Genomic DNA, 15,991 nt, shown 5'->3' with positions numbered 1-15,991 from the left:
GATAAATCCCCTGCACGAATACAGAGGATCTACCTTTTTAATTAATATTTGACAATATACGCTCAGCGCCTAATTTTAAAATTTTAATAAAGATATAATTTACAATCGTAAACATTACAAATAAAACGATAAACATAATCCAAAGTCCTACTTGAAGGAAGAAGTATAATACACTTACACCCGCTACAATAACTAAAGCTATTAAAATATTAGCTAAAAAATTCCACAAAGTTGTATATCGACTTTTAAATAATTTCTGTTCTGTATCCCAATGAATATCTGCAGTTTGTGCATCCCAGCGTGTACCGATTAAATTAATTAACAATAAACCGTTCGCACTTAGTAAGAACCAAAGTATCATGAAGACTGGCGAAATACCTGCTACAACTGCCATTGTAATACCGAATACTCCTAAAATGACTACATTAATTAACCAGGCCGTTATCGCTTTCGCAAAAAAGATATCCGAAGCCTTTACTGGTAAGTAACGATTCACAAACCAAGAGCTTCCATCTCGTGAGAATGACGTTGTTGCAATTACGTTACTTCCCATTAAAAATAACGACGCACAAAGGCCAACACCAATTGCGAAACCTGCTGATTCTGGATTATCAATATACCCTGTAATCCATTTTAAATTTCCATCTTGTACAAATAAAACAAAGAACAGCATAATTGGCATAACGAAAGTTTGCACAATACAGTTTAAGAAAAATTGTGGTGTACGGAATAACGTTTTAAATTCTTTTTTCACATATGCTTTTAAATGAGAACTTTGTACTGTTGATTTCTGTAAACCTTCTGCTGAAATTACCTCTTTCTTTGCTGTACTCGTTGAAAGTCCAATAACCCCTTTTAAATATGTACGCTCTGCAATGTAATAAAACAAACCGAAAAATGCGATAGAAATAAGAATGTATATTAGTACGTATAATATTCCCTTCCACGATGCATTTTCTACTAATCCCATTGCACCAAAATATGTAGTTGGAAAATAATTTGTCATTTGTATGAAAAGAGAGGATTGATTATTTGTAAGATAATTCGCAACTGAATCTCCAGCTCCAGATACTGCACTTTTATTTCTCCATTGCATAAATACATTGATTCCGACGATAAATAGTATACTTACGATTCCAATAAATATACTTCCTCGATCTTTATTTTTCGCTATATTCGTATACCTCATAATAATTGTCATAATTAACGAAGCTAAAACTAGCGGAATGATCGGGAAGAATAAGTAAATGACAATCATATAAATATAATATGTAATGAAAGCACCACTCTTTAAACCGTAAGTAATAAAGATAGGCAATAAAATAAACGAGCTCATTACGTATTGTGTAATTAACACTGTAAAGAACTTTGCCGAAATAATTTGCGCTGGTTTTAACGGTAACGGTAGCAACATTTCAACATCATTACTATAGTAAAACACTGTTAAAATGTTCATAATACTCATCAAAAATACCCATATACTAGCAACTGCTAATCCCATCGCAATAACAATTCCTGGATCCTGTCCGAGGTGTATCATTCCTTCATATATTCCATGGGTCATCGAACCGAATATTAAAAAACCTACAAATAAAATGGCTGCAAATGAAAATAAATACGCCCATCTTTTCTTTTTATCTGTTATGAAATCTGCATAATTTAATTTCAATAATACTTTCGTTAACGTCCAAATTTTACTCATTGCCCGTCATCTCCAAGAACATTTTTTCAAGTGATTCATTGGATTCAAAATGATCTCTCATTTCATTTAAATTCCCTTTAAACTGAAGATTTCCCTTATTAATAATCGCGACGCGGTCACATATTTTTTCAGCTACTTCTAATACGTGTGTCGAGAAAAATACAATCTTCCCTTTATCAGCATGTTCTCTCATCATTTCTTTTAAAATATATGCAGATTTCGGATCAAGCCCTGTTAACGGTTCATCTAAAATCCACACATCTGGTTCATGTACGAGCACACCGATAATAACAATCTTTTGTCTCATACCGTGTGAATAACTTTGAATTTGATCAGATAAAGCATTGTATAGATCAAACTTCTTCGCTAATGACTCTATTCGTTCTTGTCTTACTTCCTTGGGTACTTCATACATATCAGCCATAAAGTTTAAATATTCAATCCCTTTTAATCGTAAAAACATATCCGGGCTATCTGGAACATAGCCAAATGTTTTCTTCGCTTCCATCGGATTTTTCATAATATCTTTACCGTTGATTGTAATGGTTCCTTTGTCCACCCCATGAATACCAGTAATCATCTTAATTGTCGTTGATTTACCCGCACCATTCGGTCCTAAAAACCCAAAGATTTCTCCGCTCGGTACAGATAAACTTAAATCTTTTACTGCATAGTTAGATCCATTATAACTTTTTGACACATTCAAAATTTCGATCATTACATCCAATCCTTTCCTTAATTACCAATTAACTATATTAATATTATAGCATACTTATATTTTTAGATTTTTATATTTTTCAGTTTTTTTAACCTTTAAAATAAATATAAATTCCTAATCCAACGATTAAAACAACGGCTAGTATTATATAAATCATCGTAAGTCGTTTAATATTTCCTTTTGTCGCTTTACTATAATTCGCATCACCATTTCGCCCAATTAACACCGTTCCAATTACAGTAATAACTACAAGTAATATAACGATCATTATCCCAGTTAACATTTCGTCCTCCCCCTCCTTACATCCATTTTACGATATTTCCCTTTTTATTTTACAGAATATTTAACCTTTTTTACTATTATTATGAAATAAATCGCAAAACTATTATTACTATGAATTTCCATATGTGATATATTTATAACATATAGTGATTTATCCCGCATTAACTGGCAGTAAGACTCCCACCTCAAAATTCGGCTGGAGCAAAGAAGTTAGGTGGGAGATCAACTGCCCGTAAACGCCCGATTGGTGAAACTTTATTTCTAACATCGAAAGGAGAATCTATCATGAAAACGACTTGGATTAAATATTTAGGATTTCTCGGTTTCTTTGGGTTTCTCGGATTTTTTTATGAAAAAGGATTGTTTACTCTGTTCTGTTTCTTCTCCTTTTTCACGACGTATAGAACGGTTCAACACGATGAACTGTTTGAACAAATCGTCAATAAATCTTGCCGCAACGCCTTTATCGTTACGTTATTAACTACCGCTATCATTATCTTTATTGAAATGCTATTTCCAAGCCCTACACTACAAGAGATTGATATCGCTCTTATTTTCAGCACACTCATTCTTACGTTCGGTTTCTCTATGTTCTTTTACGATAAACCAGTTGATGAAATGGAAGATGCACCATGGCGTTCGTAACGAAAATAAAAGAATACCGCGCCAAAGTGCATATGACGCAGGAAGATTTAGCGAAAAAGGTTGGTGTACGTCGTGAAACGATTAGCCATCTCGAAAAAGGAAAGTATAACCCTTCCTTACAGCTTGCTCACGATATAGCGAGGGCACTACATAGTACGATTGATGAGGTTTTTATTTTTGAGGATTAATAAAGAGCACCAAGTTTAATATATAATACTGAATCGTGAGCGGAAAACATATCAACAAAACCACAGCCTAGATGCATAGTGCTCTCCTTTCAAATTTGATAGGTTCTTCTCTTATCTAGTTTACTTTTTACACATTAAAAAAGAGCGAATCTACATTCGCTCTTTTCCACATATTTATGGCGTAAAGCTTATCATCCAACCTAGCATAAATCCAAATACAGCAAACAGTATCATAAAAACAAATAAACTACATGCCCACAATGCATATTTTCGACTTTTGCTTTTTGTGAGCATGCCTACGACTGAACACATCAATCCAGCTCCAACTATTTCTCGAAAACCTTCGCCTATAAATGTTTCTTGAATAAGCAATGTAATGTTCAAATACAATAACGCTAGAAAGGCAATAATTAATGAAATAATACCCATCCACGTTTCCTGTTTATAAATATGACTCTTTCTTTTTTTTAAGAATGCCAATTCCATAATCTCGCTTCACCTACTTTCAAGTTTCTAACTTTTTCATGGCTCATCAATTTTTCAACTTCTCCTTTAGGTCCAGTTACAACTGCCCCGTATGTTTTTATCCCATTTTTTTCAAGGAAAGAAATACGCTGTGACAACTCTAATACTTTCGCTCTAGATAGCTTCACTGCTAAATTTTCATGCTTCTGTAATGACTTTAAAACATCAATAAATTGTTCCTCATGAGGTGAGTCACTTAAAAAAGGACCACTTGGACTTGAAATCATATCTGCTGGAAAACCGATTGGGGCAACATACTGACCCTCATCATTCTTTTGCGTCTCCTCTAATCCTGTATTCACGGCATACCAAACAATATCAATAGTAGGAAACGTATCCGTTACCTCTTGTACACTTAATAATTCTCTAAAAGATACAAATGCTTCTACAACAGATTCTTGTGGAAGACCTTTTAATACCTGAGCTTCCTCGCTACTATTATAAGACACATTATAATTATTAGGATGAGATAATACCTCGTTATCTATATATGGGACTTCTGGAATTTTTTCATCTGTTGTATATTCACGGCTTACTTTCGTTGCTCTACTTAATAAATAATCTGTTTTCTCTTCTCCTATTCGAATATCTTTCTTTCCTACCCTTTTATACAAATCAAAATGCAATTGTAAACTAAGCGGTAACAATGTTTGCTCCATGTCCCTTTCTTTCATAAATACATTAGGTTCTGTTACACTTAATGTTTGATTTACTACATTCCGTATCTCCATCGCGTTTGTAGGTGCCAATGTATAATATAAAAGTGTAGATATATATAAAATAGGTTGAATAAGTAATAAAAAAGTAAATACAATCAACACATTCGTAATTCGAGCTCTTTTTTTACCTATTTTCAACACTTGCTGCTGTTTTCCATCAGGAAGTGAATCTGGTCTTTGATGAAGAGCTTCTTGTAACAATTCTTTATAATCATCTTGTTCAGAATGAGGTTTATCATTTGTCATTTTGACTCTTTTCCTCCTTTAACAATTCTTTTAATCTCTTTCTCCCACGAAATATGTGACTTTTATAAGTATTTACCTTTAAATCTAATACAGTAGCACCCTCTTCGTACGTTAATTGATGTACGTCACATAATAAAATAGCTTGTGCCTCTACCACTGGTAAAGTATGAATAATCTGAATTAATTTTTCATAACTATTTTTTGCGACTACATACTCTTCTGTAGATTCCCCTGCTTGTATTGTCTCTAATTCCTCCGTTCCTACAAAAGATACTTTTTTCTCTTTCCTTACAAAATCAATAAACGTATGATATGCCACTTTAAAAAGCCATGATTTTACCTTTTGGTTTTCATAGTCTTCTAGATAAAGATACGCCCGATAAAAAGTCTCCTGCATCAAGTCCTCCGCTACGTGATGGCTACGAGAAAGGGAAAATAAATACCGGTACACATCGTTTATATAAACCTTATATATTTCTTCAATTTCCATCCCCCTCCTCCTTTCATATATAACACGAATAAGCGTGTTATAAAGTTGCATTATTTTTCCTTTTTATATTTTTTATTTATAAAAAAAGAAATAATATTTATACATTTTAATAACTATTTACAATTATAAACAAAATATGAGATGTTATAACTGTAAATTCCTAAAAAAAGAAAAGCGACAAAATGCAATCTTCACACCAGAACCACATAAAAAATACCGGTATCCTTCCCATTAAGAATACCAGTACTTTTCATTTATCACCCATACAAAACCGCATGAAATACACCTAACAGTAAGTATTGATCCTCTATATAATCCTCATCATATACATCCATCTCGATATAATACATATCTTCCTCAAGACGAATATTCCAATCTGCGATTACATAGCCGTTTCGTAATAATTTTCCAAGCCCAATTGAAGTTTTGTGAACAACATATTCTTCTGTCTTATATGTAAAAGTAAATAAGAAATTTGCATCTAATAACTTTCCGTCACATACAAGTATTTCATGCTCTGCATCATTATTATCGATGTACGTTACTAAAATCCTTCTTTGACGCTGCCTACTTACATCCTTTGCAATGACGCGAATATTGTTCTTACTATCCTTTATTTCATAAATGATATTACTACCGACTTTCGGAATGAAGTCTAGCACTTTCATCAACGTATTTTTATAATAGCCCCTTACTGCGCCTACTCCTTCGCTTCCATTGTAAACCTCTATCGAAGTCGTATCCGCTTTACTATCACACAGTCGTTTATAAGAAAGCTGCATCATTCGCTCTCCTCTTAAGTACTGATCAAACGTCACAGGATATCCTATCGCGCGCAGTTCCTTATTTAGCTCATATAAATAGCGTTGAACGCTCTTTACTAATGTTGTAGTTGATATACGCTCTTGAAGTTCAAATTGCTGCCAACTGGAAAAAACTCTCCACTGATCTTCCTCTTCATATACGAATCCGAGAATTACTTCCTCACGGTCACTCGTTTCATAATTCAATTGTTCTTTCTGCCCATGTTGCACTTGTTCCATCCACTGTCCTAAATAAATGCCAAGCTCTGCAACCTTCATGCATGACTTCTGAAAAAATACGCTGTCACTCACGCGAATCGTTAAATCCCCTTCAATAAAGCCATTTGCATAAGCGGCATACCGTGGCTCATCCTTCTGCGGGATAGCCTTGTCTAACTCAAATAAAAACGTTAACACCTTTCACTCACCTCTAGTTGTTACACAGCTCATACATGACATCGCATCACTCTGAGAAACTATGTATATATAAATATTTAATTATCGCATTATAAAACGTGAATGACCTTAGTATAGTAGCGCTATTTTTGCTTCGCGAACTCCCTCATAATAGAATAACTATCCTTTTATTATTTTTTTCTTGACTTAGAGTTCACTCTAATCATTATAATCAACTCATAGTTCATTCACAATAAAATCAATTGGATAAAATTCAGGAGGGATCGGAAAAGCTAAAATCAAAAGTGGCTGATATTAACGCAGACCTGAATGTTGTCATTCGAACCTTTGATTTATCTGTTAATACATTTGTACATTAAGGTACTAATTAAATAAAAACCTACGATTTCCTGTACGTTAAGAAGTCAGTGATTCTTGCCTTATTTTACTTTCTCTTAATAGTCGTAAAGCTTCTATAATTTATTTAGTACATATAAAAAAGACGGAATCATAAAATCAGCAAATTAGAAAATAAAACAGGATGGGAGTCAGTTATTATGGAGCAATCAAATAAAGCGTTTAGCCAGGCATTAGTAAAATCGTTAAGAGGGGAACGAGGACATCTTCCCATCAAGAATGCTTTGTCGGATATAGACGTGGCGCTTGCGGGAAAACGCAGAGAGGAACTGCCTTATTCTATTTATCAATTAGTGAAACACATGACCTATTGGCAAGATTTTCTCTTATTATCCGCTCAGGGGAAGAAGCCTGCATTGCCTGCCCATGTAAAAGAGAGCTGGCCTGAAGAAGAATGCCCTGGCAGTGAGGAAGAGTGGCAACAGATTATTCAGTATTTTCTTCAAGGGATTGAACAGGCATGCACGATCGCCCAAACTGTTCAATTGGACAAAACATTGGAGGAATGGCCTGGTGAAACCCCTGGCGGTGTTCTACGGAATATTGCATCTCATAACTCCTACCATTTAGGAGAAATTGTGCTGATTCGCAGATTATTTAGTGCTTGGCCACCGCCAACAGGCGGATATCCGGTCTAAACAAGGAAAGGGTTCCACCCCATGCCCATTAACTTAAGATTTTAAATTACACCCAAAACGAAATTTTTACCACTTTACAGTTATTTATGAGAATTAAATTCATTTTTTTCATTACTGGGGAACAAACATTTTTTAAACTTGATGGAGATAGGGTATAAAAATACAAATTTCATCTCCGAAAAAAATAAAAAAACGATTGCTTGGATCCTAAGAGGCAATCGTTTTTTTTTAGCTGTTTGTAATGACCAATTACAAACAGCTAAATATATTATTTAGTGTTATTTCTGTTTTCTTTCAGTAAAATTATTTTGACTTGGTACCATCTTTTTTTGTTCCATATCATAGTATATGAACTTATATGAACGATTTTTCAAATATATCTACCGTAACTTAATATATATCAACTAATCGAAAAATCTTAACTCTATTAAAATGAAGCTACCTTTTCTTCCGCCACTTCCGCAATTTCTAAAATTTGTAGCAGGGTCTCCACTTCATAGGTCGGCTTAACGCCTGCCGTATTTTCTTTCAGGCTCGGATTATACCAACACGTATCAATACCGTAATCTTCTCCGCCTTTCATATCAGAAGTTAGCGAATCTCCAACCATTAGTATACTTGATTTATCAGTAATCCCAAACTTCTCAAAAGCATAATCAAAAATCTCACGCGCTGGTTTTTGATGGCCGACTTCTTCAGAAATAATAATATGATCAAAGAAGTTACATAAAGGCGAATTTCCAATTCTAGATTGTTGCACTTTTGTATATCCATTCGTAATGATACCTAACTTACAATCTTGAAGGTTCTCACATAATTGCACTGCACCATCTATAAGATGTACTTCTTTACCTAAGTTTTCAAGGTATACGTCACTAAAATGCTGCGCGTCTACTTCTATATTATGAAGAGCAAATAATTGTCTAAATCGATCTACCGCTAATTCACTTAGCGTAATCATTTTATTCTCTAAATCTCTCCATAATCCATTACTAATCTCTTTATAACTTGCAAGATAATCATTATACCCTGTAGGCATGCCAAATTGTACAAACGCGTTATGTAATGCGTTTCTTTCTGTTTTAGGGAAATCTAATAATGTATCGTCTACGTCGAATAGTATTACTTTGTATTTCATGATGTTCGCCTCAATTCCTATATTCTCATAGCTTAATTATAGCAACAATAATAAAAGGAGGCTAATCCAATCAGCCTCCCTCCTCATTATTTATCAAGCATTAACGGGCAGTCCGATTGGTGAAGGCTAATAATCAGTGGGGATGCCCCCACACTGATTAAAGTTTCACTTTATCTTCTAGCAATAACACTTTCATTTCCTCTAACGATTCTTTCGTAAAGCCAAGAGCTTTTTCAGCGTATGCTTCCACTGATCCATATTGCTTTTTAACTTCATCAATCGCAGCTTGTAAATACTCAGCACGTGCTTCAAACATTGCACCTAATATTGCTCTACTTTCGTCGTTCTGTAATTTCGCACCTAAAAAGGCCATCATTTTTTCATTTAACTTTTCACGGAAACCGTTACTTAGTAAGTAGTCTTCCATTACTGTTTTTTCCGGTACACCTAGTAAAAGTAATAATAATGCTGAGCCAAATCCTGTACGGTCTTTTCCAGCTGTACAGTGGTTTACTAACGGTAAGTTTTCCGGGTTTTGCGCCAGTTTTAAGAAGCTCACGAATGCTTCATTACCACTTACGAAATCTTGATTCATTTTCACAAGATACTCGCCTGGTTTCCCTAACATAGAAAGGTCACCAACTTGGAAAAATTCATTTATATTCAAGTCTTTCGCCAAGTCTTGCATAACTGGTAAGCACACTTGACGAGCACCTGTAACACTTGGGTTCGGCTTATGCTTCACTTCAAAATCTGTACGGTAGTCACAAATTAATTTTAAGCTAGACTTCTGTAAATACTCGATATCCCATTCTGTTAATCCTGCTAATTCTTCAGAACGATACAATTTACCCCATTTTACTTTACGGCCTTCAGTCGTTTCATATCCTCCCATATCACGGAAGTTAAACGCACCTTGTAATGGTAATCTACGCTCAGCTACTGTCACTGCTTGTCCATTACTTCCTACTAACCTAAAATATGGACGCTCATTTTCACTCGGGTTTTCAATTGTACATGCTGAATCCCCACTTACTGTTACAAGTAATTCTCCATTTTCTTCAATATGATTTGGTGAAGTACTCCAATAAATACGAACTTCTTCTATATTATTTTCCCACTTTATATGTAACGTATTATCTTCATTTCGTTCTACAGTTGCTTGTAGCCAATTTCTTTGTTGCTTCATACTTTCACCAACGCTTTCTTCGTATAGTCTAATCCTTCTCTATTGTATTATAGGAACGCTTACTTTGTCGTTTCGATTTTTCTTTTTATCTTACAAACATGCAAAAAGTTCTTTTACTTGTTCATAAGTTGTACACGGATTCCCGCTAAATGAGTTCGAGAGAGTAAGCCATCCATCCTTCTAAAACCTTCTCACATATCGCTCAGTAGAGCTCAGCTGCTGACATCCGTTCTTTTCAAAGACATCCTTCATCCACTCGTTTTGTACATTTGTCTCGCCAATATAATAAGATGCGCCTATTTCTTTTAAGACAAACATTGCCCCTGTAAAGAATGCTGCTTCATACCCTTTATTTCGCATATTTGGAGCGACTGCGAAATACATAAGTTTTCCTTCTTCTAACGTACCTCTTTCAATATGCGGGATTACAATTCCTATTGGCTCTTCATCGATACTTGCTGTTAAACAATGTTCTTTCCATTGCCCACCTATTTCTTGTAGCATCGTATTTACAAATTGCTCATAATCGATTTGTTCTCCCGTCACTTCATTCCACAGTGAATAAAAAGCGTCTTCGCCCATCTCTTCAATAAGCTTAAAATCAATATCATTTTTTATATCTTCCACTTCATATATATCCTTAAATACAATCATGTTTTCAGTAATATATTCAAATGAATACGTTTCGAAACATTTCTTATACACATCATAATTTGGGCTTTTTGAAGAAATCTCAAATTGAAATTCTTCTATTCCATCTTTTTCAGCTTCAGCAACGCAATATTGCATTATCTCTTCTAATTGCTCTTCTGTAAAAACCTCTGCATCATTTTCTTTTATCATTATAGAAGAAGCATTTTTTCTTATTTTAAAATGTTTTTCTAACTGTTCTATAGTCATCATATACTTCCCTCATCTATGTCATACTCGAATTTCTACTTGTTCTCCTTGCATGAGCAGGATTGTCCTTGAATATATAGAATACTAGAAAACATCGCATCTTTAAAGTGCGGAGGAGGTTCTCCATTGGATATTACAGCGCTGCAACAACAGTTAGAGCTTATACAACAAAATGACTATACGCAACTGCAACATATAGATATTAATGAGTTAACGCTCAATATGCTTCAGTATATCGGAACAACTGATAGTTACGTTCGTTACCAACTTATATATAAATGTTTTGCACATTTCATTCATCATGAATTCCTTATGGATGATCAGTTGAAATTACTTCTACAAACTTGTTTAAGTGATGAGTATTTATATTGTGACATTCACTCCCCACTTACAGATGGGGTTTTCACACGTTCTTATACTGTTTCATTACTTGCATTAATACTCCAATTTGCTAACTCGCACTACTTTTTTACAGAGGAGGATATCGAAGAAATAAAAAACAAACTCATTACATACACAAACTTAGAAATGGATTTTCGAGGCTATATTGAAAATAAAGGATGGGCTCATTGTCTTGCCCACGTATCTGATGCCTTTTCTGAAATTGTTCACAATTCCTATACGACCTTTGAATGGTACGAGGAATTAATTCATTGTTTATTAAATAAAATTTTCATCCCATCGGATCTTTTTCATAATAATGAAGATGAACGAATTGTTACACCGTTACTATCTATGCTATATCATGACTTTCCGCAAGATGAGTTAATTTCAATTATTTATAAAAAAATAAAAAGGCTTCCTCAAATTAGAAAACGCCTTTCCCTTAATGAGTATTGTATTTTATGCGCAAACATTAAAATCTTTTTACGCACATTATTTTTTAGAACAAAAGATGATCATAACTTAGCATTTACAGCACGTAAAACAGAAAAAATGTTAAAAGAACTGCCTAATTATTATTAAATATAAGGAGAAGACATATGGGCTATATTGAAGACATGAGAAATCTAGTAGGAAATCATCCACTCATTTTAATCGGATCACACGCCATTATATTAAATGAGAAAAATGAAATATTACTGCAGCTCCGTACAGATTTTAATCGCTGGGGCATTATTGGTGGCGCCTTAGAATATAACGAAACGTTAGAAGACGCTTTACAACGAGAAGTATATGAAGAAACTGGACTTATCATTAAAAATCCAGAACTATTCCGTACATACTCAGGACCTGATTTCTTTCAAATCTATCCAAACGGTGATCAAGTACATGGTGTACTCGTTGTTTATATTTGCCGCGAATTCAATGGTGAACTTGTATGCGACCAAACGGAATCGAAAGAACTACGCTTCTTTCCGCTAGATGAGTTACCTAGTAATCTTCCTCCTGTTATTGAGAGAATTATTAAGGGGTTTCAGCACTCCAATTAAAAAACATTACATATTAAAACAATCTCATTTCCCGTTATTATAACGAGAAATGAGGTTGTTTTATTTCACTGTAAATCCTAATTATCCCCTTAATAGTTAGATTGTTATCTCAATCTGGTTTCCTTCAGGATCACTTACTACACTTTCATAGTAACCATCCCCTGTAGTACGTGGGCCGTTTAACACAGGGGATCCTGCTTCTCTTAATGTATTAGTTAATTCATTCACTTTTTCTTTACTACCTACAGAAAAAGCAATATGCGCATATCCTATTGTTTGTGTTTGTGTATTATCGTCTATCCCTACTTGCCTCATAAGTTCTAAACGTGCTCCACCTTCAAAAGTTATAAAATAAGATTCAAACTGCTTTTTCGGATTGTGATATAAGCTATTTTCTTCACCACCGAAGTACTGTTTATAGAAATCACGCATTCCTTCTAAATCATTCACCCAAATTGCTACATGTTCAATTTTCATAATCGACACCTTTTCTTTTACAGTATTCAACCAACAATTTGATATTTAATTTTCTTTGCTTGTTCTTGTTATCATCAGATCAAGTCCAAGACTTTTTAATCCATATAAATAATCTTCTTTCCAATCGCTCACTGTTATTTTCGGAATATGTTCTGCCGGAATGTACTTCGGACAAGTTTTTACAATTTGATCTATTACGAATTGATTCAATTCATCATCACAGAAGATAAAGGCATGAGGGTTAATAATAGCTATACATGTAGCTATTAAACGAGTAATGGCATCTATATTATATTGCTCTGGATTATTTGAATCTCTTACTGCATCTTCACTTCTCAAAGATTGTAAGAAGTTTTTATTATCATACTGTGGAACGAAAGATATCTCCCCTGAGAAAAAGGTACTCCCTCGTACCACATCTCCATTTATCATAATTCCCGCCCCTGGGCCATTTTGACCTGAATACAAATACACAAGAGATGAATTGTCGTTATTTCCAGTGCCTTTATAATAACCAAGCACTGCGGCATTCATATCATTTTCTATTACTACAGGTATTGAAAACAGATCCTCCAAGTGACTTTTTAAATTAAAGTTTTGGAACTTTTCATAACCAGGAATATAGAAAATACGACCATTATCAACCGAACCAGGCACACCAATTGATATAGAGCTGATTTTCGGAAATGTAGCTATAAGACTTTCTATATGTTCTGTTAATAAATGTACGCCCGTATCCATCAATACACTTGAAGTACTTCCTTGTTCTTTTACTTCCCCTAAACAGTTGAAAATTGTATAGTTTGTCTCATTTTTTTCTAAAAATATCGCTAAACCTAACATATATTCCGGATTATACGCATATCGTTTCGCTCTTCTTCCGCCACTTGAATCATCTAAACCGACTAAAGTGACTTCACCGTCTTGTTTCATATTTTCTATAAATTTACTTATCGTTGGAAAACTAATTTCTAATGTATTACTAAGTTCAACTTTCGTTGCACTTCCTTGCTCTAGAAGAGCTGTACGAATGCCGCGAAGGATCGTCTCTTTAATCGATTTTTGAGTAACAAATTGTTCACTCAAATCGCTCACCACCTTAATCAACATACTTATTAAATTCTTTTAATAAGTTGCGTTGACAATATATCATACATCATTTTCTAAAGCAATAAAGATGATATATTTAGGATGCATGCAATTGTTATTTAGCTCGCTGTATTCTCTCTCGTAACAGATGATACAATTCCAGACAAAAGAACAAATAATAAAACAGCTAGCAAGGCATTACGTATTCCGAATGCTTCTCCAAGTATCCCTAAAAATGGTGGTCCGACTAAAAAGGCTGTATAACCAATGATAGAAACTGCAGCAACATTAGAAGCCGCATTTTCACGGTCATCCCCAGCAGCTGACAGACCAATTGGGAAACCTAGCGCTGCACCAATCCCCCACAGTACTACACCAAATGCTAGAAAATACGAATTACTCCCAAATATTACGATTGAAATTCCTAGAATCGCCATCATAATAGTGGCACGTACGACAGCGACACGACCGAATCGATCAAGGAAATAGCTGCTACACATACGAGTTAACGTCATTGCTAATACAAAAATTGTGTACATAATAGAACCTGCCACTATACTTTGCTCATGTCCATCTACCATCACGATAGGTAGCCAATCATTTGCACTACCTTCTGCAAATGCCATTCCAAGTACAAAAAGACCAATTAAAAACACCTTTTTTTCCATACGTAAGGTCGTATGCTTCTCTCTCCTTTTGTTCCGCGATTTCTCCTTCTTTCCTGTTCCATGCGGAAGAAAACGATACACCATACATACAAGTAATACAAACACGACCGAAATCGCAAGAAACTGATACTGAATCGGGATGTGAAGCGACGCTGCGACAGAACCACTGAGCGCGCCTACTAAAGTTCCTACACTAAAAAAGCCATGGAATTTCGGAAGAAGAGTTGTTCCTAATTTCTGCTCAATGGAAGAACCTTCTACATTTAATGCGACTTCCGCCAATCCGTATCCTACTCCAAATACTAGTAAGCTACTAAAAGCACCAATGCTAGAAACAAAATAAATATTTAAACCTAAACAAATCAATCCAACAATCATAAAAAACATACTGCCTATAATAACGTCTCTAGCTCCCTTACAGTCAATAAAGCGGCTTGCACTCAGTAAACCAATTATTGAACCGACAGATAGTCCGAACAAAATCCAGCCCATTTCTGCATTTGACACTGCTAAAATATCTCGAGTAGCTGCTGTTCTTGAAATCCATGTAGCAAACGCGACACCTGGCAAAGCAAATAAGAGAAAAAGAGCATTTCGAGAGGCACGTAATGTCTTTGTATGATTGTCCGCACTATATTTCTCCATATGAAACACCTTTCACATTGTCTATACGATAATTTACGAACTAGTGAAAACGCCCTTTATTCGTCTATCGTTTTAATAACTTTAGCTGGATTACCACCAACTACTACATTATGAGGTACATCTTTTGTCACAACTGCCCCTGAGGCAATTACAGCATTATCACCAATTGAAATACCAGGGTTAATAATAGCGCCCCCGCCAACCCAAACATTGTTACCTATCTTTACCGGCTTTCCATATTCTTTGCCAGAGTTCCGCTCTACCGGATGCAACGGATGCGTAGCAGTATAAATGTGAACACCAGGTGCAAACATACAATTATCACCGATTCGCACTTCACAAACGTCCAAAATCACACAATTAAAATTTGCGAAAAAGCTCTTTCCAACATGGATATTGTAGCCGTAATCACAACGAAAATCAGGATTAATTTGGGCTTTCCCATCAGCTGAAGAACCTAAAAGCTGATTTAATAACGTAAAACGTTGTTCATCTCCTGTCTCCATCGCCTCGTTATAAAGGCGTGTTAAACGTTTTGCCTCCACCCTATCAGCCACTAATTCTTCGTCATCCGCAATATACATTTCTCCCGCTAACATCTTTTCTTTCTCTGTTTTCATCCAATCATCTCCTCGTTATAGAATGAATTACACTTATTAAACAACTTTAATAAGTGACTTTAA

At 34.9% G+C, this 15,991-nt stretch carries 19 protein-coding genes; 5 read left to right on the top strand and 14 right to left on the bottom strand.

Annotated elements, in window-relative coordinates; all coding sequences use genetic code 11:
• Positions 1-37: 37 nt before the first annotated feature.
• The 3 genes from MHH66_RS10150 to MHH66_RS10140 all read right to left on the bottom strand — a co-directional run bounded on the left by MHH66_RS10150 (position 38) and on the right by MHH66_RS10140 (position 2,703).
• Positions 38-1,702 carry a putative ABC transporter permease subunit gene (locus MHH66_RS10150; RefSeq protein ID WP_002165374.1) on the bottom strand — a complete coding sequence of 555 codons (1,665 nt, stop codon included), beginning with the start codon at positions 1,700-1,702 and terminating at the stop codon, positions 38-40.
• Positions 1,695-2,420 carry an ABC transporter ATP-binding protein gene (locus MHH66_RS10145; RefSeq protein WP_002066081.1) on the bottom strand — a complete coding sequence of 242 codons (726 nt, stop codon included), beginning with the start codon at positions 2,418-2,420 and terminating at the stop codon, positions 1,695-1,697. Before MHH66_RS10145 ends, MHH66_RS10150 begins: the two co-directional genes overlap by 8 nt.
• Before the next feature lie 88 nt (positions 2,421-2,508).
• Positions 2,509-2,703 carry a hypothetical protein gene (locus tag MHH66_RS10140; protein ID WP_002128286.1) on the bottom strand — a complete coding sequence of 65 codons (195 nt, stop codon included), beginning with the start codon at positions 2,701-2,703 and terminating at the stop codon, positions 2,509-2,511.
• A 284-nt stretch (positions 2,704-2,987) separates the two neighbouring features.
• Here MHH66_RS10140 and MHH66_RS10135 point away from each other — a divergent pair, with 284 nt between their 5' ends.
• Both MHH66_RS10135 and MHH66_RS10130 read left to right on the top strand, forming a co-directional pair.
• The gene (locus MHH66_RS10135) at positions 2,988-3,347 is read left to right on the top strand and encodes a DUF3796 domain-containing protein (protein ID WP_002013983.1); all 360 of its coding nucleotides are present in this window, start codon (positions 2,988-2,990) and stop codon (positions 3,345-3,347) included.
• Positions 3,335-3,535, top strand: coding sequence for a helix-turn-helix transcriptional regulator (locus MHH66_RS10130; RefSeq protein ID WP_002084410.1), 201 nt, complete (start codon positions 3,335-3,337; stop codon positions 3,533-3,535). The genes MHH66_RS10135 and MHH66_RS10130 overlap by 13 nt, the downstream gene beginning before the upstream one ends.
• Before the next feature lie 174 nt (positions 3,536-3,709).
• Here the strand turns inward: MHH66_RS10130 and MHH66_RS10125 are convergent, their stop codons facing one another.
• From MHH66_RS10125 to MHH66_RS10110, 4 genes are all read right to left on the bottom strand, one after another.
• Positions 3,710-4,021, bottom strand: a complete 312-nt coding sequence (locus tag MHH66_RS10125; protein ID WP_002165372.1) for a hypothetical protein — start codon at positions 4,019-4,021, stop codon at positions 3,710-3,712.
• Positions 4,003-5,025: an anti-sigma factor gene (locus MHH66_RS10120; RefSeq protein WP_002165371.1), complete on the bottom strand. Its 1,023-nt coding sequence runs from the start codon at positions 5,023-5,025 to the stop codon at positions 4,003-4,005. Before MHH66_RS10120 ends, MHH66_RS10125 begins: the two co-directional genes overlap by 19 nt.
• A complete protein-coding gene (locus MHH66_RS10115) occupies positions 5,015-5,515 on the bottom strand; it encodes a sigma-70 family RNA polymerase sigma factor (protein WP_002013989.1) in 501 nt (166 codons plus the stop codon). The genes MHH66_RS10120 and MHH66_RS10115 overlap by 11 nt, the downstream gene beginning before the upstream one ends.
• 257 nt (positions 5,516-5,772) lie before the next feature.
• Positions 5,773-6,735 (bottom strand): tubby C-terminal domain-like protein, encoded by a 963-nt coding sequence (locus MHH66_RS10110; protein WP_078185438.1) that lies wholly within the window; start codon positions 6,733-6,735, stop codon positions 5,773-5,775.
• 536 nt (positions 6,736-7,271) lie between these two features.
• Here MHH66_RS10110 and MHH66_RS10105 point away from each other — a divergent pair.
• The gene (locus MHH66_RS10105) at positions 7,272-7,769 is read left to right on the top strand and encodes a DinB family protein (RefSeq protein ID WP_002013992.1); all 498 of its coding nucleotides are present in this window, start codon (positions 7,272-7,274) and stop codon (positions 7,767-7,769) included.
• A gap of 427 nt (positions 7,770-8,196) precedes the next feature.
• Here MHH66_RS10105 and MHH66_RS10100 read toward each other — a convergent pair whose 3' ends face one another.
• The 3 genes from MHH66_RS10100 to MHH66_RS10090 all read right to left on the bottom strand — a co-directional run bounded on the left by MHH66_RS10100 (position 8,197) and on the right by MHH66_RS10090 (position 10,999).
• A complete protein-coding gene (locus MHH66_RS10100; protein ID WP_078185437.1) occupies positions 8,197-8,907 on the bottom strand; it encodes a YjjG family noncanonical pyrimidine nucleotidase in 711 nt (236 codons plus the stop codon).
• Positions 8,908-9,064: 157 nt separating this feature from the next.
• Entirely contained in the window at positions 9,065-10,096 is a 1,032-nt protein-coding gene (locus tag MHH66_RS10095; RefSeq protein ID WP_002128296.1) for a tyrosine-protein phosphatase, read from the bottom strand.
• Between the two features lie 180 nt (positions 10,097-10,276).
• Positions 10,277-10,999, bottom strand: a complete 723-nt coding sequence (locus MHH66_RS10090; protein ID WP_078185436.1) for a GNAT family N-acetyltransferase — start codon at positions 10,997-10,999, stop codon at positions 10,277-10,279.
• 123 nt (positions 11,000-11,122) lie between these two features.
• On the opposite strand from MHH66_RS10090, the gene MHH66_RS10085 reads away from it, so the two are divergent.
• Both MHH66_RS10085 and MHH66_RS10080 read left to right on the top strand, forming a co-directional pair.
• Complete coding sequence (locus MHH66_RS10085; RefSeq protein WP_002013997.1) at positions 11,123-11,962, top strand: DUF2785 domain-containing protein; 840 nt, start codon at positions 11,123-11,125, stop codon at positions 11,960-11,962.
• A 17-nt stretch (positions 11,963-11,979) separates the two neighbouring features.
• Complete coding sequence (locus MHH66_RS10080; RefSeq protein WP_078185435.1) at positions 11,980-12,429, top strand: NUDIX hydrolase; 450 nt, start codon at positions 11,980-11,982, stop codon at positions 12,427-12,429.
• Between the two features lie 96 nt (positions 12,430-12,525).
• Here MHH66_RS10080 and MHH66_RS10075 read toward each other — a convergent pair whose 3' ends face one another.
• The 4 genes from MHH66_RS10075 to MHH66_RS10060 form a co-directional block, all read right to left on the bottom strand.
• Positions 12,526-12,906: a VOC family protein gene (locus MHH66_RS10075; RefSeq protein ID WP_078185434.1), complete on the bottom strand. Its 381-nt coding sequence runs from the start codon at positions 12,904-12,906 to the stop codon at positions 12,526-12,528.
• A gap of 45 nt (positions 12,907-12,951) precedes the next feature.
• Positions 12,952-13,992, bottom strand: a complete 1,041-nt coding sequence (locus MHH66_RS10070; protein ID WP_078185433.1) for an ROK family transcriptional regulator — start codon at positions 13,990-13,992, stop codon at positions 12,952-12,954.
• A gap of 122 nt (positions 13,993-14,114) precedes the next feature.
• On the bottom strand, positions 14,115-15,308 hold the full coding sequence (locus MHH66_RS10065; protein ID WP_078185432.1) for an MFS transporter: 1,194 nt from the start codon (positions 15,306-15,308) through the stop codon (positions 14,115-14,117).
• Between the two features lie 56 nt (positions 15,309-15,364).
• Positions 15,365-15,928 carry a maltose O-acetyltransferase gene (locus tag MHH66_RS10060; protein ID WP_061674342.1) on the bottom strand — a complete coding sequence of 188 codons (564 nt, stop codon included), beginning with the start codon at positions 15,926-15,928 and terminating at the stop codon, positions 15,365-15,367.
• Positions 15,929-15,991: the final 63 nt, after the last annotated feature.

Origin of the sequence: Bacillus sp. FSL H8-0492, from assembly GCF_038006145.1 — a bacterium.
Lineage (GTDB): Bacteria > Bacillota > Bacilli > Bacillales > Bacillaceae_G > Bacillus_A > Bacillus_A mycoides.
The sequence above is the reverse complement of the archived record's forward strand: the minus strand, read 5'-3'. Positions and strand labels throughout refer to the sequence as shown.